Consider the following 17,822-nt stretch of genomic DNA (forward strand, 5'->3'; position numbering starts at 1 on the left):
CCAGTGCCGGTGGTCCTGGCTCCAGGGCCGCTGGCGATCCCGCATAACAACTACAAAGGGATATGCTCATGAACACGGCGACCACTGCCGCTCCCCGGGATCAGCAACAGCTGACCCGCCTGATGTTCCTCAAGCTCATGCCGCTGCTGATCGCGGCCTATGTCCTGAGTTTTCTCGACCGCACCAACATCGCCCTGGCCAAGCACCAACTGGATGTCGACCTGGGTATTTCCGCCGCGGCCTATGGGCTGGGGGCGGGGTTGTTCTTCTTGACCTATGCGCTGTCCGAGGTGCCGAGCAACTTGATCATGCACAAGGTCGGCGCGCGTTTCTGGATCGCCCGGATCATGGTCACCTGGGGGCTGATCTCCGCCGCCATGGCCTTCGTCCAGGGCGAGACGTCGTTCTACGTGCTGCGCCTGTTGCTGGGCGTTGCCGAAGCCGGCCTGTTCCCTGGGGTGATGCTGTACCTGACCTACTGGTTCGATCGTCAGCAACGGGCCCGGGCCACCGCCTACTTCCTGCTGGGGGTGTGCCTGGCCAACATCATCGGCGGACCGTTGGGCGCGACGTTGATGAAGCTGGACGGCGTGCTGGGCTGGCACGGCTGGCAGTGGATGTTCATGCTCGAAGGGCTGCCAGCGGTGTTCTTTGCCTGGGTGGTCTGGCGCCGCCTGCCGGATCGCCCGAGCCAGGCCCCCTGGCTGAGCGCCGAAGAAGCCCAGGCCATCGAGCAGCGCTTGGCCCACGAAGCCGATGAGGGCGCGGGGCAGGGCGGGCACTCGTTCAAGCAGTGCTTCACGCCGCAGATCCTGCTGGCGATCTTCGTTTACTTCTGCCATCAGATCACCGTCTACACGGTGATCTTTTTCCTCCCCAGTATCATCAGCAAGTACGGCAACCTGAGCCTCATGAGCGTCGGCCTGCTGACCTCGTTGCCATGGATCGCCGCTGCCCTCGGCGCCATCACCTTGCCGCGGCTGGCCAGCGATCCGCAGCGGGCCCGGCGCCTGCTGGTGTGCGGCTTGCTGGTGATGTCGCTGGGGCTGCTGATCGCGGCGTTTTCCGAGCCGCTGTTCAGCCTGTTGGGGTTCTGTGTGGCGGCGCTGATGTTCTTTGTGGTGCAGTCGATCATCTTCTTGTACCCGGCTTCGCGGCTCAAAGGTGCGGCCCTGGCCGGCGGCCTGGGTTTTGTGAACTCCTGCGGGCTGCTGGGCGGGTTTGTCGGCCCCTCGGTGATGGGCGCGATCGAGCTGAGCACCGGCGATGCCATGAGCGGGCTGAAGGTGATTGCCCTGGTGCTGCTGGTCGCAGCGCTGGCAGCATGGCGCTTGCGCCAGGGGCATGAGGACCAGCGCGGTGATTGTGCGGCGGGCGCGGGGCGGTCGCTGAGAAACCCTGCCTGAGTCGTTTCCGGGGGCGGGTGCCAGGCGGCCGATCTTGTCTGGACGCCAGCCCCCGGGCCTTTCTACACTGAGCTCCGTTTGGGGAATGGGGCATCGCCGATGAATCGCAATGAACTGCGCAAGGCCGACATCAACCTGATGGTGGTGTTCGAGGCGTTGATGCTGGAACGCAACGTCACCCGAGTGGCGGAAAAACTGTTTCTCGGCCAGCCGACCATCAGCTCCGCGCTCAATCGATTGCGGGCGATGTTCAATGACCCGCTGTTCATTCGCGTCGGCCATCGCATGGAGCCCACGGCCCGTGCCGAGCAGATCATCCAGCATCTGTCGCCGGCCCTGGATGCACTGTCCTCGGCCCTGAGCCTGACCCATGATTTTGATCCCGCCAGCAGCACCATGACCTTTCGCATCGGGCTCTCCGACGATGTCGAGTTCGGCCTGCTGCCCCCTTTGCTACGGGCCCTGCGCCAGGAAGCGCCGCAGGTGGTGGTCGTGGTACAGCATGTGGATTACTGGCGCATTCCCGACCTGCTGGCCTCTGGCGACATCACCGTCGGCATCAGCCAGACCCGTGGCCTGCCGGCCAACGCCAAGCGCAAGCTGCTGCGGCATATTCAGCCCAGCGTGCTGCGGGCCGATGCCAGCGAAACCCCGCTGACCCTCGACGAATATTGCGCACGCCCCCATGTGCTGGTGTCCCACACTGCCAACGTTGCCGGTTTTGCCGATGAATGGCTGGCAGAGATCGGCCGGACTCGCCAGGTGGTGCTGTCGGTGCCGCAGTACAGCTCGTTACCGGCCTTGCTGGCGGGCACTGACATGCTTGCCAGCCTGCCGGATTACGCGGCGGCGGCCATGGCCGCTTCCGGGCAGTTGTTCGTCGAACCCTATCCCTTCAAGACCCCGACCCTGGACTTGTCCATGGTCTGGCTCAGCCATGTGGACACCGACCCCGCCGAACGCTGGCTGCGCTCGAGGCTGGAAGCGTTCATGGGCGAACGGGCGGCCCTGGCCCAGCCAAACTCGTCCTGATCTCGACCTGAGGCCACAACCTGTAGTCGCTTACGGGCAGACGCCTGGCATTAGCCCCAGCGCCTGCTTTGCTCTGTGAATCCTCTGTGATCGATGGAGAGTGCCCATGAGTCGTTCCCACTCACTGTTGCGTGGCCGTGGTAGCCATGACAGCGGCAAGGTTGGCATGGTCGAGTTGTTTTTCGACCTGGTGTTCGTGTTTGCCGTGACCCAGTTGTCCCACTCGTTGCTGGCACATCTGTCCCTGGGTGGGGCGCTGCAGGTGGCCTTGCTGATGGTGGCGGTGTGGTGGGTATGGATCTTCACCTCGTGGATCACCAACTGGCTGGACCCGGAAACCCTGCCGATCCGCCTCGGGCTGTTTGTGCTGATGGTGGCTGGCCTGCTGTTGTCGTCTTCGATTCCCCAGGCGTTTGGTGAGCGTGGCTTGTTGTTCGCCGGCGCCTACGTGTTCATGCAGGTGGGGCGCACAGCCTATTCCTTGTGGGCGGTGCGCGGCGAGCCGCTGAACATGACCCGCAACTTCCAGCGGATTCTGTTGTGGTTGATGTTCTCCGGGGTCTTCTGGATCACCGGTGGCCTGTTGCAAGGGACTTCGCGCCTGGCCTTCTGGGCCCTGGCCCTGGCCATCGAGGTGCTGTCACCGTCGGTGTATTTCTGGGTGCCGGGGCTGGGGCGTTCGACCCTTGAGGACTGGAATGTCGAGGGCAATCACATGGCCGAGCGTTGCGGCCTGTTCGTGATCATTGCCCTGGGCGAGTCGTTGCTGGTCACTGGCGCAACCTTCGCCGAGCTGGCCACCAGCGCCCAGGGCGTGCTGGGGTTTGTGGTCGCGGTGCTCGGCAGCATCGCCATGTGGTGGGTGTATTTCGACAGTGGTGCCGAGCGCGCCCACCACCGCATTGCCCATTCCCAGGACCCCGGACGACAGGCGCGGATCGCCTACACCTACCTGCACCTGCTGATTGTCGCCGGGGTCATCGTCAGTGCCGTGGCCGATGAGCTGGTGCTGGTGCATCCGGATCACGCCAGCTCGGCGGGGGTACTGGTGATCGTCGGTGGTCCCTGGCTGTTCCTGCTGGGTTGCGCCTTGTTCAAGTGGGTGATGAATGATCGATGGTTGCCGCCGCTGTCCCATCTGGTCGGGCTGGCTGCCTTGCTGCTGCTGTTGCCCGCGGCCTGGAGCCAGGTGTTTTCCGCCTTGGCGCTGGGCAGCCTGACGACGTTGGTGATGGTGGTCGTGGCCACCTGGGAAACCCTGGCCCTGCGTGAACGGGCGACGACGGCAGGGCAATGAGGCCAAGGGATAATTCAATCGCTGCGGCGCGCTTGTGTAGTATGGAGCGCCTTTTCCCCTGACTGACCGGGAGCTCTGCCATGCCGCACCTGTATATGGAATACACCGCCAACCTGCCCCAGCTGGACGTCGACAAGGCGCTGCTGCGGCTCAACCATGGGCTGGTGGCGTCCGGGCAGTTTGCCGATGAGTTCGACATCAAGAGTCGTGCGGTGAAAGTCGAGTCGTTCCGGGTCGGCACCGGCCTGGGTGAACGAGCCTTTGTCCACGTCAAGCTGGCCCTGCTCAGCGGCCGTTCGCCAGAGATCAAGAAGCAGGTGTCCGAGCACCTGTTGGCGGTGTTGCAGGATCTGGCGCCTTGGCCGGCGGACATCCAGGTGCAGTTGTGCGTGGAGATTATCGATATCGACCGCGTCTCCTACAGCAAGGCTGCCATCGGCCGCTAATGGCAACAGCCCCTAGAGCAGGCCCGGTTCGGCGCAGGCCTTGACCACCTGCTCGCGGAACCAGGTTTGCGCACTGTCCTGATCGCTGTCCTGGCTCCATTGCATGTCCAGGGTGAACCCCGGTAAACCGCTGGGGGCCTCGCAATGGTTGAACACCACTTCATTGGCCAGCAGGGCCTGGATCCGCCGGGGCAGGGTGAGGATGAAGTCGGTGCCGGTGATCATTTTCAGTGCCGCGCTGTAGCTGTTGGAGCGGGCGACGATCTGCCGTTTTTGGGCCTGGCGGGCCAGCCAGCCATCCACCATGTTGCTGTCCGAAGTCCAGGGTGTGGGAAACACGTGACGTCGCTCAATGAACGACTGCAGGCTGAAACGCGGCTCCTTGGGCGGTGTCGCGCGCTTGTCGAAGACACACACCAGGTCATCCTCCAGCAGCATCTGTGACTTGAGGTCGGCGTGGCTGCGATGGAAGTTCGGGCCGAAGCAGATCACCAGGTCGATGCTGCCATCGCGCAATTCATCGGCGGGCACATCGGTCTCCAGCTTTTGCACGTTGACCGTCACCGGCAGGTCGGCATAGTCGAAGCCCTTGAGCAGCCGCGGCAGGATCAGCAGCTCGAAGTATTCCGGGGCACACAGGGTGAAGGTCACCGCCTGGCGGCTCGGGTCGAAGGCCGGGGCGCCGCTGTGGCAGAGGTTGATGCTCTCGAGGATTTTCAGCACGTGGCTGTACATGCTGGTGGCCTTGTAGGTCGGGCGCATGCCGGTGCGGGTGTTGATGAACAGCTCGTCCTCGAAGCCGTTGCGCAGTTTCTTCAGGCAGTAGCTGACGGTCGACTGGCTGACGCAGAGGGTTTCCGAAACACCGGTGACACTGCTTTGCTCGTACACCGCGATAAAGACCATGAGGTCTTGCATGTCGAGTTTTCTGAGCACATTGCTGATGAGCATCCTTTCCGTCTCGCTGGGCACCTGGCGCCGGTGGCGCACAAACCGGGTCGATGCTAACGGAACGATGGTCTTGATTAAATGCCCGGGACAGGGGTTGGCGGACAGCATCGGGACATTAATTTCCGATAACACGACCTGCGCCGTTTCTCGCCGGAGAACGGGGCTTGTCCCGGGGGGATTTCAGGCCATGACGGCCCTCGGACGACTGCCGCGCACCAGGCTGAACATACCCAGGAGCACCAGCAGTACCCCGAGCAATTCCCCCAGGTGAGGGGCCTGGCCCAGCCACAGCCAATGGAACAGGGTGAGCAACAAAGTGCTCAGGTAAATGTAGGAAATCACTGTGGAGGGGGCGATGACGCCGATGGCCCGGTGCAGCAGCCAGAAGGTTGCCAGGGTGGCGAACACTGCCAGGTACAGCAACCACAGCAGGTCGTTGCTGCTTAGCGCGGCGGCGCTGCGCCAGCCGCCGCTGGCCAGGCTGGCGACAAACAGAAACAGCGCGCCGAAGAGCATGTTCCAGAAGGTCATGGCTGTCGGGCTGCAGCCTTGCAGGCTGCGGGCCTTGAAGCGTTGGCTGAGGGGCGAGTAGGCGGCCATGGCCAGGCAGCCCAGGGCATAGACCGCCATGGCATACAGCGACGGCAGTTGCCCTGGAGCCCCACCTTTGAGAATCAGCAGCAGCGCGCCGGCACCGGCCACCAGCATTGGTAGCCAGCGCCGTTGCTGGCCGCTGCCGGGCAGCAACCAGCCTTCGAACAGCAGGGTCAATAACGGCACCAGGGTGAACAGGGTCCCGGTGTTGACCGCCGAGGTGTAGCGCAGGGCCTCGAACAGCGAACCGAAGTACAGCGCCAACAGCAGGCCCAGCACCGCATGGGCGCGCAACCCGGCGAAGGTCATGGTCGAGGAGCCCTTGAGCCATAGCAGCGGCACGAACATCAGCGCCGAGAACAACAGACGCAGGGCCGTCAGCAGCACCGGATCGATGGCCTGGCTGACTTGGGCGGCGGCGAAGAACGATGCCGCGATCAGCGCTGCCCAGAGCAGCATGCCAAGATGGGCCTGGGTAAAACTCACAGGGTTCATACAGATCTCCCGGGCAGATCAGTCGAAGGGGCTCAGCGGATGTGCTGGGCGTACTGCCGCGGGTTGAAGCGCAGCACCATGAAAATCATCAGCAGCATCACTGCGGTCAGCGACCACCAGGCCCATTCGAAGCTGCCCAGGCGATCGCGGATGATCCCCGCCAGCAGTGGCGACAGGCCGGCGATCAAGTAGCCGATGCCCTGTACGAAGGCGGTCAGGCCGCCAGCACGGCGCGGGTCGGGCAGGTGGTCGAGGGACACGATCAGGCTCATCGGAAACAGTCCGCCAATGCCCAGGCCCAGCAGGCATGGCCAGAGCAGGCTCAAATGCCGGGGGCTGAGGATCAGGCCACAGAAACCGATGATGATCAGGACCAGCAGGGCCACCAGCACCAGGCGCCGATCCTGGCTGCGGTTGGCGATGGCCGGGGTGATCAGCCCGGAAATCACTTCCATGGCGGTGAGAAAGCCCAGCAACAGGCCGGCGTTCTGCTCGCTCCAGCCGTTCTCTACGTAGTAGGGCGCAAGCCACGCCAGCACACAGGTGTAGGAAGCGGTCCCGAGGCCAAAGAATACCGCCAGCAGCCAGGCCCGGCGGTTGCCGACAAAGGACTCTCGGCCGGCAGCAGCGGCCGGCAGGCTCGGCAGCGCGCTGCGCTGGGCGTACCAGAACACCAGGGCCAGCAGCGCCAGGGCGGCCCAGATCGCCAGGGCCAGGCGCCAGCTGCCGCTGTGGTTCATCACCAGCGGGGCGAAGGAGGCGGCGATGGCTGCGCCGCCCATGATCGAGGTGACATACAGGCCCATGAACAGCGAGACATTGTCGGCAAAGCGCGACTTGATCAGGGCCGGCATCAGTGCCTGGATCAGCGCAATGCCGATGCCTGCCAGTACCGCGCTGAGAATCAGCTCCGCTGCCGAGTCCATGAACAGCCGCGAGACGGTGGCCAGGCCGATGACCAGCAATGACAGGACCACGGTACGGTGTTCCCCCAGGCGCTGGCTGATGCCCATGCCGAAGAACATCGCCAGGCCCATGGCCATGACCGGCAGCATGGTCAGCAAGGAAGCCAGGCTGAAACTCAGTGGGATATCGCCGCGAATGCCTGAGAGCAGCGGGCCGACGGCGGCCATCGACGGCCGCAGGTTCAACGCTACCAGTACCACGCTGACCATCAGCCAGAGTGCGGGGCGGGATGTTGCACGAACGTTTTCCATAACCAGACCTTGAACCAACAGGGTACTGATTAGGCGGTGGCGTGCAGAGCGGGAGCAAATCAGAAAGTCTGCAGGGCTATTTAAAAACTAAATAAGCGGCAAGCCTTGGCTTGCCGCTTGTCGCTGCTGTCAGAACGGCTTGGTCGGCAGGTACTTGCCGTCCAGGGTGATCACGGCACGAGAGCCGCCTTCAGGATCGTCGACCTTCTTGATGTCCAGCTTGAAGTTGATGGCGCTGATGATGCCGTCGCCGAACTGTTCGTGGACCAGGGCCTTGAGGGTCGAGCCATAGACCTGGAGCATTTCATAGAAGCGGTAGACGGTCGGGTCGGTGGGGATGCCGCCGGCAATGCTGCCCCGCAGGGGAATGCTTTGCAGCAGGCGACTGGCGTCTTGATCAAGGCCCAGCTTGTCGCACACCCGTTCGGCAGCCGGGGCCGGCAGGGCATGCTGGCCCAGCAGGGCGGCGGTGACGAAGGCCAGGCTCAGCCCGGTGCCGTCGGTGAGATCCTGCCACGACAGGTTTTTGCGTGCCTTGGCATCGATGATGGTGTCGGCCAGGGCCAGGCGTGGAGCTTGGGCGAATTGGGATTGCAGCATGGGTTGCTTCCTCTTGGGTAATGAACGGGGGCGGCTCAGGCAGCGGTTGAAGGCTGGCTGGCCAGGGCGCAGGTGTGCGGGTGTGCGGCCAGTGAGACAAAACGCTGGGTGCCGCCGTCGAGGGCGGCAATGGCACCGCTTTCGATGTCATACACCCAGCCATGCAGGTTCAGCCGACCCTGTTCCAGGGCCAGGGCAACCGAAGGGTGCGTCTTCAGGTTAGCCAGTTGGGCGATGACGTTGTCACGCACCAGGGCATCCAGGTGTGCGGCAGGGGAGGTGTGCTGGCGAGCGGCGTTGATCACCTTGGCCGACTCGGCATGGCGCAGCCAGTTGGCCACGGCGGGCAGATGGTCGAGACACTTGCAGGTCGAGATGGCGGTCATCGCACCGCAGTCGGAGTGGCCACAGATGACAATGTCGCTCACCGCCAACACGGCCACTGCGTACTCCACGGTAGCCGATACACCGCCGGGCTCGGGGCCGTAGCTGGGCACGATATTGCCGGCATTGCGGATCACGAACAGATCGCCGGGTTCCTGTTGGGTCAGCAGCTCCGGAACCACCCGGCTGTCGGAACAGGTCACGAACAGGGTGCCGGGGCTCTGGGTGCTGGCCAGTTGCTTGAACAGCTCGCTGCGTTGGGGAAAGGCCTCGCGCTGGAACTTGAGGAAGCCGTCGATGATGTTCTGCATGGGGTTCTCCTTGCGTCGCTGATGGGGCAAGGATGGAAGTTTTCAGCTATAGCGTCCAAGACCTGATTATTATGCTTTCAATAAGTCCATCCTATAGTTGGAGCCAGCATGCTCTTGCGTCATATCCGCTACCTCTTGGCCGTGGCCGAGCACTGCAACTTCACCCGCGCCGCCGAGGCGCTGCATGTGTCCCAGCCGACCCTGTCGCAGCAGATCAAGCAATTGGAGGAGTCCCTGGGGGCGCCGCTGTTCGACCGTTCCGGGCGCAGTGTGCGCCTCACCGACGCCGGCCAGGCCTATGTCGTCTATGCCCGTCGCGCCTTGCAGGAACTGCAGGCGGCTAAGCGGGCAATGCATGATGTGCAGGACCTGAGCCGTGGCTCATTGCGCCTGGCGCTGACCCCGACGTTTACCGCCTACCTGACCGGTCCCTTGCTCAGTCGCTTCAACCAGGACTATCCGGGGATTGGCCTGAGCGTCGAGGAGATGACCCAGGACCGTCTGGAAGCAGCCCTGGCCGAAGATCGCCTGGACCTGGGAATTGCTTTCGCCGGCGAGCACCTGGCGGAGATCGAAAGCCAGGCGCTGTTCAGCGAGACCTTGAGTTTGATGGTCGGCGCGCAGTCTGCGCAGGCGGGAGCCAAGCCCTTGAGCGCTGCGCAACTGGGCTGCCAGTCCCTGGTGTTGCTCAACACCGACTTCGCCACCCGCCAACATATCGACCTGTATTGCCGGCAGCAGGGCATTGCGCCGCGTATTGCCATCGAGGCCAATTCGGTCAGTGCGATTGTCGAGATCGTCCGCCGTGGGCCGTTGGCGACGCTCCTGCCCAGCGCCATTGCCCGGGAACAGCCGGGGTTGCGTGCGCTGGCCCTGCAGTCACCTCCGGCGCCCCGCAGCGTGGTGCTGCTGGGGCGCCAGGGGGCTTACCGCAGCGCCGCCTGCCAGGCCTTTCGGCAGATGCTGCAGGATCAGGACTATGGCGCCGCCAGCCACTGATTCACCACCTGGTCATAGGCCCCGGTGGCCTTGCTCAGGTGCAGCCATTGGTCGACGTAGCTTTTCCAGGCCACATCGTCCCGGGGCAGCAGGAAGGCCTTCTCGCTGTATTGCAGGTAGCGCTCGGGGTTGACCGCACACAGCCCCGGCTTGCGCTTCTGCTGGAAGCGCGCCTCCGAAGCGTCGGTGATCATCACGTCGGCCTGGTTCGCCAACAGTTGATCGAAGATCGTCACGTTGTCGGCGAACAGGATCAGGCTGGCCTTGGGCAGATGAGCCCGGGCGAAGACTTCGTTGGTGCCTCCCGGTGGTTCGATCAGCCGCACCGAGGGCTGGTTGATCTGCTCCAGGGTCTGATAGCGCTGCAGGTCCTGGCAACGCACCAGGGGGATCTTGCCGTCGATGCCCAGGGGCTGGCTGAAGAAGGCCTTTTTCTGCCGTTCCAGGGACACCGAAATACCCCCCACAGCGATGTCGCACTGCTGGCTCTGGAAGTCCGCCATCAGGCTCTTCCAGGTGCTGTTGACCCACTTCACCTTGACCCCGAGGCTCTGGGCCAGAGATTCAGCCATGCTGATATCGATGCCCTCGTAGCGCCCGTCTTCGCGCAGGTAGCTGTAGGGTTTGTAGTCGCCGGTGGTGCAGACCGTCAGTTGACCGCGCTCGATCACCTGGTCCAGGTGCGAGGTCGGGCCTTGGGCGAAACTCAGGGCGGGGGCGCTGAGGCCGAGCAGGGTACTGAGCAGCAAACGGGGCAGCATGGAGTCATTCCTTGAAGGGGCAACCGCGACGCGGTGCCGGCGCATTATTGGCGGCGCTGCACTGCCGGGCAAGGGTGTGCAGTTTTTCTGCCCGTCCACCAATACCGGCTTGACCGGTTTTCGACCTTTTTTTCACGAACGACTGGTTAACCTTTGGCCTCTGGATATCAATAAGAGTTCGCCAGTCATGTCGTCCCACCCCCCACCGTCCATCGAACTGGAGTTCGCTCGGCGCTATGACCAGGAGCATGCGCGGGTCTGTCGCGAGCCCCGGCCCGCCGGGTTTGGTGCGCGCCTGGCGCTCTGGCGCATGGCGCGCCTGGTGCGTCACGCGCTGAAAGTGGCAGGCGAACCGGGGCTGATCCTCGACGTGGCTTGCGGCGCCGGGCGCTACTGGCCGGTGCTGGCCGAACATGGCAACCGAGTGATCCTGGCAGCGGACCCTTCCCAGGACATGTTGAATCACGCCCAGACTCATCACTCGTCCAGCCTGATGAAACGGGTCAAGACCTTTCACAGTTCGACCTTCGACATCGGCCTGTCGGCCAATGCGGTGGACAGCATTATCTGCATGCAGCTGTTTGCCCACGTGACGCGCAGCGACGATCGCCTGGCACTGCTGCGCGAGTTCCACCGGGTCAGCCGCGACTCGGTGATTGTCGCGACCCGGGTCGAGTTTTTCCTCAAGGCCTGGCGGCACGCTCCGGCCGATAGCGGTGGGCCCGTTCTGGCCAGCAAGGCGCAGTTGGAGAGCGAGTTCAAGCAGGCCGGCTTTGATGTCCTCAGCCACCAGGATTTGTTTCCCGGTTGCGCACCTTCACGGGTTTACGTGCTGAGAAAACAGGGCTAGTTCAAACTCTCGGACTATTCTTGCGCTCCGGCACATGGTTTCGCACTTGCTCTTGTCGGGTGAATGCTCAGAAATCGCCGAGGGCGATATATACTGCGCGCCATTCTTCAAGGGAGAGCCGTGTGGCCATCGATATACATTGGATTCGCGACAACGATAGCCTCGGTCAGCTTTGCGCCGAGTGGCAGCAGTTGCCATTCGTCGCCCTCGACACCGAATTCATGCGGGTCGACACTTTCTATCCCATCGCCGCCCTGCTGCAGATCGGTGATGGGCAGCGCGCCTACCTGATTGACCCTTTGACCATCGACAACTGGCAGCCCCTGGCGGCCCTGCTGGAGAACCCGGCGGTGGTCAAGGTGGTGCATGCCTGCAGCGAGGATCTTGAGGTCCTGTTGCGCTTGACCGGCAGCCTGCCGGCGCCGTTGTTCGACACACAGCTGGCGGCCGCCTACCTGAACCTGGGTTTCTCCATGGGCTACTCGCGCCTGGTGCAGGAAGTCCTGGGCATCGATCTGCCCAAGGGCGAGACCCGCTCCGACTGGCTGCAACGTCCGCTCTCGGAGACCCAGGTCAGCTACGCCGCCGAAGACGCCGTGCACCTGGCTCAAGTGTTCACCGAGCTGCAGCCCAAACTGTCCGCGGACAAGTACCGCTGGGTGCTGGAAGACGGTGCCGAGCTGGTGGCCAACCTGCGCCGCGAGGTCGACCCCTACGAGGTCTATCGCGATGCCAAGCTGGCCTGGAAACTGTCCCGTGCGCAATTGGCGGTGCTGCGCGAACTCTGTGCCTGGCGTGAGCGTGAAGCCCGCGCCCGCGACCTGCCGCGCAATCGCATCGTGCGCGAACATGCACTGTGGCCCCTGGCCAAGACTCAGCCCGATACCCTGGCGGCGCTGGCCAAGATCGAAGACATGCACCCGCGCACCGTGCGTCAGGACGGCGAGTTCCTCCTCGACCTGATCAAGCGCAACGCCAGCCTCGGTCCGGATCAATGGCCGCCGGCGGTGCCGGAGCCGTTGCCGATCGAGGCCTCGGCCCTGCTCAAGCGCCTCAAGGCCGTGGGCCAGGCCGAAGCTGAACGACTGAACATTGCGCCGGAAGTGATGCTGCGCAAGAAAACCCTGGAAAGCCTGCTCAAGAGCGGCTATCCCAACGGGCCTTATCAATTGCCTGATTCGCTGCGTGGCTGGCGCCGCGAATTGATGGGCCAGGCGCTGCTGGACAGCCTGGCCACCGCCGGAGAACAGCCTTGAAACGTATCTGCTCCATCTATAGAAGCACGCGCAAGAACGAGATGTACCTCTACGTGCTGAAAAGCGAGGCCCTGGAACGCGTGCCGGAAAACCTCCTGCTGGCCTTCGGCAAGCCGCACCACGCCTTCGACCTGGTGCTGACTCCGGAGCGCAAGCTGTCCCGCGAGGACATCCACCTGGTGCTGGAGAACCTCGAGAAGCAGGGCTACCACCTGCAGATGCCACCGGCGGAAGACGAGTACATCGAGCACTTGCCCGAAGAGCTGTTGCGCCGCAATGACCCGATGTGACCTGTAGACGCTCGGTCCCGAGCGTCTGTTACCTGCAACTGACTGACCTGGCCGCCTTGATCGATGGAGCAATACTCCGTCGACGGCTGCCTGTAGCGTTTTTTAAGGTTTGAACCATGCGCGTTCTGATTGCCGAACACGATCACGCTGTTTATGCCCGCCTGTTGCGTCAGGCGGATCCGGAGCTGGAAGTGCTGACCAGCGGCGATTCGGCCGAGCTGTCACGCCTGGCAGCGGATTGCCCGGTCTGGCTGGGCCAGCCGGACTTGTTGGCGACCCTGTTGCGTCAGGGCCACCAGCCCCAGTGGCTGCAATCCACCTGGGCCGGTATCACCCCGTTGCTGGCCGATGGCTTGCCCCGGCATTACCGCCTGACCCGGGCGGTAGGGATTTTCGGCCAGGTAATGGCCGAGTACGTGCTCACCTACATGCTCGGTCATGAGCGTGAAGTGCTGGCGCGGCTGGTCAGCCAGGTGGAGCGCAAGTGGGACAACCGCCTGGGCCAGAGCCTGGTGGGGCGCAAGGTGCTGATCGTCGGCACCGGCGATATCGGCCAGAGTGTCGCGCAGTTTCTGTTGCCGTTCGGCGTGAAGCTGTACGGCATTGCCAGCCAGGCCCGGGAGCAGGCGCCCTTCATCGAGGTGGCCGGCCTGCAAGACTTGGGGCGGCTGGTGGGGGAGGTGGATTACGTGGTCAACCTGTTGCCCAATACCCCGAGCACCCACGACCTGTATGACGCGTCCTTGTTCAAGCAATTCAAGCCCACGGGGCTGTTCATCAACGTCGGCCGCGGTGTGTCGGTGGTCGATGCGGACCTGGTGCAGGCGCTCAAGGATGGTCATCTGGCGGGGGCGGTCATCGATGTCTGCCGCCAGGAGCCGTTGCCACAGCAGCACCCGTTCTGGACTGCCTGGGGCTTGCTGCTGACGGGCCACAGCTCGGCGCCGACCTCGCCGGAACTGATGGTGCAATTGTTCGTCGACAACCTGCGGGCCTATCAGGCCAGGCAAGCCTTGCGCGGCGAAGTGGATTTCGCCCGGGGCTATTGAGAGGGGCCTGATCGTAGGAGCGAGCTTGCTCGCGAAGCCCAGCAGGGCGCCGCGCTTGTCCGGCAAGCGCGGCTTTCGCGAGCAAGCTCGCTCCTACAGTACCGATTGGCTTTTTACAGGCTGAAATCGCCTTCGGCTGCGGTTTCGCTCAAGGGGCGACGCGGGCTGGGCTCTTCGCGAGCCTGCAGGTAGTCGGCCAGGGTCGACTTGTCACCCAGCTTGCCCACGGCCACGGCAGCATGCACGGCATAGCCTTCGGGGATCTTCAGTTCCTTGCGGGTCAGTTCCTGGTCGAAACCGGCCATGCCGTGGGTGTGCCAGCCGCTGAGGCTGGCTTGCAGCGCCAGGTGGCCCCAGGCCGAACCGGTGTCGAAGGTGTGCCACAGGGCCGGGGTTTCCTCGTTGGCGCCGGGCACGGTGAAGGTGGTCTTGGAGATCACGATCACCAGGGCCGAAGCGTGTTGCGCCCAGCCACGGTTGAACTCGTTGAGCAGGCCGAGGAAGCGTTGCCAGTTTGGCGTGTCGCGGCGGGCATAGAGGAAGCGCCAGGGCTGCGAGTTATAGGCCGAAGGTGCCCAGCGCGCCGCTTCGAAGAAGCTCAGCAGGGTTTCTTCCGGGATGCTTTCGCCGGTGAAGGCCCGGGGCGACCAGCGCTGGGTGAACTGCGGGTGGATGGCGTAGTCGGCAACGCGAGTATTGGCGCTCATGGAAAAACTCCTGGCAGCATGTGAGAAGAATGGAATAAACCGGCAAGCGCAGATGAGCTGAGCGAAGGGGTATTCCTGACCCCGTGCGGTTTGCCGGGTGCAACGCGGTCAAGCGTTAATGGCACACGGACGCGGTGCGGTCCGAGGGGCAAAGCTACTGTGCCCATGGCCTGCTGACAAGTCCCTGGCTACCGACAGTCGTAAGCGCTTGGCCCGCCGGGCCTTCGGCACTAGACTGGCGGCCTTTTCACCCTCGGATACTGATGCTTGAGCCATGGCCGCCAAAGTCGAACCTTTCTGGATACGCAAAACCCTCGAACAACTCGACCAGGACGAATGGGAGTCGTTGTGCGATGGCTGTGGCCTGTGCTGCCTGCAAAAGCTTGAAGACGAGGACGACAACAGCGTCTATTACACGCGCATCGCCTGCAAGCTGCTGGACCTCAAGACCTGCCAGTGCAGCGACTATGCCAACCGTCGTGACTCGGTACCTGACTGTATCCAGCTGACGCCGGGCAAGGCCGACGAATTCAAGTGGCTGCCGCCCACCTGCGGCTACCGCCTGGTGAGCGAGGGCAAGGACCTGCCGCTGTGGCACCACCTGGTGTGTGGCGATCGCGATGCGGTGCATCACGAGCGCATTTCCCAGTCCGGACGAATGCTCGCCGAAGGCAGCGTGGCGGAAGAGGACTGGGAAGATCATCTGATTTTCCGCGCCGGCTGAAGCTTCGCTGCGCCGGCCTCAGAAGCTGTTTGCGCTCTGGCGAGCGACGTTCAGGCAAGGTAAAAATGCCTGAGAGCGCAAAGTTTGGAGACCTGAATGAGCTTTCGAAGCCATGTTCAACGCCACATGAGCCAGGCGCATCAGGCTGTAGACAGGTTCGCAAGCAAGGAGAGTGTATGAGGGTGGGGGCGAAGCTGTCGCTGGCGGTTGCGATGCTGGCATTGAGTGCATCGGTCTGGGCCGCGAAAAAGATTGATCTGGATTATCACGTGCGCTTCCTGCCCCAGAGCGATCAGGCCGAAGTGCGCCTGACCCTGGCCGACGGCTCGGCGTTGCGCAGCCTGGACTTCGATTTGGGCAAGGGCGGCGACTACAGCGATTTCAAGGCCGATGGCCAATGGCAGGCCGCTGCCGCTGACGCCGGTGGCCAGCGCGGTATCTGGCGTCCGGCCAGTGGCAAGGCCATCCTGAGCTACCGGGTGCGACTGAGCCACAGCATCAAGAAGGGCAGTTACGACAGCCGCAGCACCGCCAACTGGGCGCTGCTACGGGGCGAGACCCTGGTACCGCCGGCCAGGCTCGATCAGCAGGACGGTATCGAGTTGGTGTCGCGCCTGGAGTTCGAATTGCCCAGCGGCTGGAAGAGCGTTGAAACGGCCTGGCCACGCATCGGCAAGAATCGTTTTCGCATCGATAACCCCTCGCGCCTGTTCGACCGTCCTGCCGGCTGGATGCTCGCCGGCAACCTGGGCAGCCGCCGCACGCGCCTGGGAGAAACCGAAGTCAGCGTGGTGTCGCCCCTGGGTCAGGGCATGCGCCGCATGGATGTACTGACCCTGCTGACCTTTGTCTGGCCGCAAGTGCAGGCGGTGTTTCCCCGCCAGCCGGGCAAGTTGCTGATTGTCGGCGCGGCCGACCCGATGTGGCGCGGCAGCCTTGCCGGTCGCGATTCGCTGTTTCTCCACAGCCGCCTGCCTCTGGTCAGCGAGAGCGGCAGCAGCCCATTGCTGCGGGAACTGGTGCAGTCGTTGGCGCAGATCAATGACCGCCAGCACAGCGACTGGATCAGCGAAGGGCTGGCGGAGTACTACGCGATCGAACTGCTGCGCCGGGCCGGCGGCATCAGCGATGAGCGTTATCAGGTACTGGAAAAGCGTCTGGCCAGGGACAGCCACAAGGTCAACAGCCTGCGGGGCCAGCAGGTGGACAGTGCCACGGTGGCCAAGGCGGTGTTGCTGTTGCAGGAGCTGGATCGGGAAATCCGCCTGAAGACCCGCAACAAGCGCTCACTGGATGATGTGCTGCAAGCGGCAATGCGCCTGGAAAGCGTCAGCACCGCCGAATTCATTCAGCTGAGTGAAAGCGTGCTGGGCGAATCGTCCAGGGTCCTCGACACCGACTTGTTGCACTGACCCGCCCCGCTCCTGTCGCAGCAGGGGCGCCTGCGAAGGCGTCCCCAAGGGCGCTTCAGCCTTCGGCTTTTGGGGCCTTGGCCGCGTCATTGCTCGCCGCCTTGGCATTGCGTCCGGCGGCCTCGGCATTGGCTTTCAAGCTGCGCAGTTGTTCTCCGGCCTGTTCGATCTTCGTGCGCACGTTCTGCATGTCCTGGCGACTCTTGTGCAACAGGCTTTTCGCCGAGCTGTGCCCGGTAATCCCGCGGGCCAGGGCCACGCCGCCGATGGCCACTTGAATCAGGCCGAATACACCGCCCCGGCGCAGGCCCTTGCCCATCATCACCACGCCGCCGGCCAGCGAGCCAATGCGCTCCCAGCCCTGGACGTTCTGGTTCGCCTGGCTCGGCACTGGGGTGGCTTCGATAGGCTGCAGCTGTTTGCGCTCGCTCATGATCTGTCTCCAAGGGAGGTAAGGGGTATAAACCTGACTGCGCGAAGGCGTCGCGGGTTCCCGGCGATTGATCGGCGGGTTTTCAGTACTTGGGTCCGGAGCGGGTGTTATTGCCTTTGGCCAGGCGGTCGTAGAGCACCACGTTGACCGTGGCCGCAAGGTTCATGCAGCCGGTGGTGGGAATGTAGACCACGTCTTCGCACCAGTCGCGGATCTCCTTGTCGAGGGAGCCGTCTTCCGGGCCGAAGATGTACAGGGCACGATCCGGGTGAGTGTATTCCGGCAGCGAGCGGGCGCCTTCCACCAGTTCCACGGCCACCGGGATGCAACCCAGGGGGAGAATCTTCTTCAGGTCGTCAATGCCGATCAGTGGAATGTCCTGGTGGACTTTCTTGGTGTCGGTGACGAAGTCGCGGGCACGCTCATAGCGCTTGCCGGTGTAGAACACCGAGGCGACGCCATAGCAGCCGGCGGCGCGCATCACCGAACCGACGTTCTCCGGTGACTTGGGGTTATACAAACCGATGCAGCTGTACCTTTTGTTTGCCACGAGCGGGGAGCCTTGGAGGAAAAAGCGCGATTATACGGGGATTGTGCGGGGTGTGGCG

Annotated in this window: 20 protein-coding genes; 11 read left to right on the plus strand and 9 right to left on the minus strand. The window is 63.5% G+C overall.

Annotation, left to right across the window (positions count from 1 at the left end; genetic code table 11):
* The first annotated feature begins 68 nt into the window (after nucleotides 1-68).
* The 4 genes from GV818_RS19120 (at nucleotide 69) to GV818_RS19135 (ending at nucleotide 4,181) form a co-directional block, all read left to right on the plus strand.
* Entirely contained in the window at nucleotides 69-1,406 is a 1,338-nt protein-coding gene (locus tag GV818_RS19120; protein WP_178124993.1) for an MFS transporter, read from the plus strand.
* A gap of 99 nt (nucleotides 1,407-1,505) precedes the next feature.
* Nucleotides 1,506-2,438: a LysR substrate-binding domain-containing protein gene (locus GV818_RS19125; protein WP_161757601.1), complete on the plus strand. Its 933-nt coding sequence runs from the start codon at nucleotides 1,506-1,508 to the stop codon at nucleotides 2,436-2,438.
* A 106-nt stretch (nucleotides 2,439-2,544) separates the two neighbouring features.
* Nucleotides 2,545-3,735, plus strand: coding sequence for a low temperature requirement protein A (locus GV818_RS19130; protein WP_161777224.1), 1,191 nt, complete (start codon nucleotides 2,545-2,547; stop codon nucleotides 3,733-3,735).
* Between the two features lie 80 nt (nucleotides 3,736-3,815).
* Nucleotides 3,816-4,181: a 5-carboxymethyl-2-hydroxymuconate Delta-isomerase gene (locus GV818_RS19135; protein WP_161777225.1), complete on the plus strand. Its 366-nt coding sequence runs from the start codon at nucleotides 3,816-3,818 to the stop codon at nucleotides 4,179-4,181.
* Between the two features lie 12 nt (nucleotides 4,182-4,193).
* Here GV818_RS19135 and GV818_RS19140 read toward each other — a convergent pair whose 3' ends face one another.
* From GV818_RS19140 to GV818_RS19160, 5 genes are all read right to left on the minus strand, one after another.
* Nucleotides 4,194-5,132: a LysR family transcriptional regulator gene (locus tag GV818_RS19140; protein WP_161777226.1), complete on the minus strand. Its 939-nt coding sequence runs from the start codon at nucleotides 5,130-5,132 to the stop codon at nucleotides 4,194-4,196.
* Nucleotides 5,133-5,312: 180 nt separating this feature from the next.
* Entirely contained in the window at nucleotides 5,313-6,221 is a 909-nt protein-coding gene (locus tag GV818_RS19145) for a DMT family transporter (RefSeq protein WP_161777227.1), read from the minus strand.
* Nucleotides 6,222-6,253: 32 nt separating this feature from the next.
* Complete coding sequence (locus tag GV818_RS19150) at nucleotides 6,254-7,438, minus strand: cyanate transporter (protein WP_161777228.1); 1,185 nt, start codon at nucleotides 7,436-7,438, stop codon at nucleotides 6,254-6,256.
* A gap of 129 nt (nucleotides 7,439-7,567) precedes the next feature.
* The gene (gene cynS, locus GV818_RS19155; RefSeq protein ID WP_161777229.1) at nucleotides 7,568-8,038 is read right to left on the minus strand and encodes a cyanase; all 471 of its coding nucleotides are present in this window, start codon (nucleotides 8,036-8,038) and stop codon (nucleotides 7,568-7,570) included.
* Nucleotides 8,039-8,073: 35 nt separating this feature from the next.
* The gene (locus GV818_RS19160) at nucleotides 8,074-8,733 is read right to left on the minus strand and encodes a carbonic anhydrase (RefSeq protein WP_161777230.1); all 660 of its coding nucleotides are present in this window, start codon (nucleotides 8,731-8,733) and stop codon (nucleotides 8,074-8,076) included.
* Nucleotides 8,734-8,841: 108 nt separating this feature from the next.
* On the opposite strand from GV818_RS19160, the gene cynR reads away from it, so the two are divergent.
* The gene (gene cynR, locus GV818_RS19165) at nucleotides 8,842-9,732 is read left to right on the plus strand and encodes a transcriptional regulator CynR (protein WP_161777231.1); all 891 of its coding nucleotides are present in this window, start codon (nucleotides 8,842-8,844) and stop codon (nucleotides 9,730-9,732) included.
* On the opposite strand, the gene GV818_RS19170 is transcribed toward cynR, so the two are convergent.
* A complete protein-coding gene (locus tag GV818_RS19170) occupies nucleotides 9,711-10,493 on the minus strand; it encodes a transporter substrate-binding domain-containing protein (protein WP_161757592.1) in 783 nt (260 codons plus the stop codon). The genes cynR and GV818_RS19170 overlap by 22 nt on opposite strands.
* A 187-nt stretch (nucleotides 10,494-10,680) precedes the next feature.
* On the opposite strand from GV818_RS19170, the gene GV818_RS19175 reads away from it, so the two are divergent.
* From GV818_RS19175 to GV818_RS19190, 4 genes are all read left to right on the plus strand, one after another.
* Entirely contained in the window at nucleotides 10,681-11,343 is a 663-nt protein-coding gene (locus GV818_RS19175; protein WP_161757591.1) for a class I SAM-dependent methyltransferase, read from the plus strand.
* Nucleotides 11,344-11,465: 122 nt separating this feature from the next.
* Nucleotides 11,466-12,599: a ribonuclease D gene (gene rnd, locus GV818_RS19180; protein ID WP_161757590.1), complete on the plus strand. Its 1,134-nt coding sequence runs from the start codon at nucleotides 11,466-11,468 to the stop codon at nucleotides 12,597-12,599.
* A complete protein-coding gene (locus GV818_RS19185) occupies nucleotides 12,596-12,889 on the plus strand; it encodes a YcgL domain-containing protein (protein WP_161757589.1) in 294 nt (97 codons plus the stop codon). Before rnd ends, GV818_RS19185 begins: the two co-directional genes overlap by 4 nt.
* A 116-nt stretch (nucleotides 12,890-13,005) precedes the next feature.
* Nucleotides 13,006-13,938 (plus strand): D-2-hydroxyacid dehydrogenase, encoded by a 933-nt coding sequence (locus tag GV818_RS19190; RefSeq protein WP_161757588.1) that lies wholly within the window; start codon nucleotides 13,006-13,008, stop codon nucleotides 13,936-13,938.
* A gap of 113 nt (nucleotides 13,939-14,051) precedes the next feature.
* Here the strand turns inward: GV818_RS19190 and GV818_RS19195 are convergent, their stop codons facing one another.
* On the minus strand, nucleotides 14,052-14,645 hold the full coding sequence (locus GV818_RS19195) for a nitroreductase family protein (protein ID WP_161777232.1): 594 nt from the start codon (nucleotides 14,643-14,645) through the stop codon (nucleotides 14,052-14,054).
* Nucleotides 14,646-14,919: 274 nt separating this feature from the next.
* On the opposite strand from GV818_RS19195, the gene GV818_RS19200 reads away from it, so the two are divergent.
* Both GV818_RS19200 and GV818_RS19205 read left to right on the plus strand, forming a co-directional pair.
* Complete coding sequence (locus GV818_RS19200; protein ID WP_161757586.1) at nucleotides 14,920-15,369, plus strand: YcgN family cysteine cluster protein; 450 nt, start codon at nucleotides 14,920-14,922, stop codon at nucleotides 15,367-15,369.
* Between the two features lie 176 nt (nucleotides 15,370-15,545).
* Nucleotides 15,546-16,781 (plus strand): hypothetical protein, encoded by a 1,236-nt coding sequence (locus tag GV818_RS19205; RefSeq protein ID WP_161777233.1) that lies wholly within the window; start codon nucleotides 15,546-15,548, stop codon nucleotides 16,779-16,781.
* Nucleotides 16,782-16,836: 55 nt separating this feature from the next.
* Here GV818_RS19205 and GV818_RS19210 read toward each other — a convergent pair whose 3' ends face one another.
* A complete protein-coding gene (locus tag GV818_RS19210) occupies nucleotides 16,837-17,214 on the minus strand; it encodes a YgaP family membrane protein (RefSeq protein ID WP_161757584.1) in 378 nt (125 codons plus the stop codon).
* 82 nt (nucleotides 17,215-17,296) lie between these two features.
* Nucleotides 17,297-17,764 (minus strand): RNA methyltransferase, encoded by a 468-nt coding sequence (locus GV818_RS19215; RefSeq protein WP_161757583.1) that lies wholly within the window; start codon nucleotides 17,762-17,764, stop codon nucleotides 17,297-17,299.
* Between the last annotated feature and the right edge of the window lie 58 nt (nucleotides 17,765-17,822).

The sequence above is a fragment of the Pseudomonas sp. Fl4BN1 genome (genome assembly GCF_009908285.1).
Taxonomy (GTDB): Bacteria; Pseudomonadota; Gammaproteobacteria; order Pseudomonadales; family Pseudomonadaceae; genus Aquipseudomonas.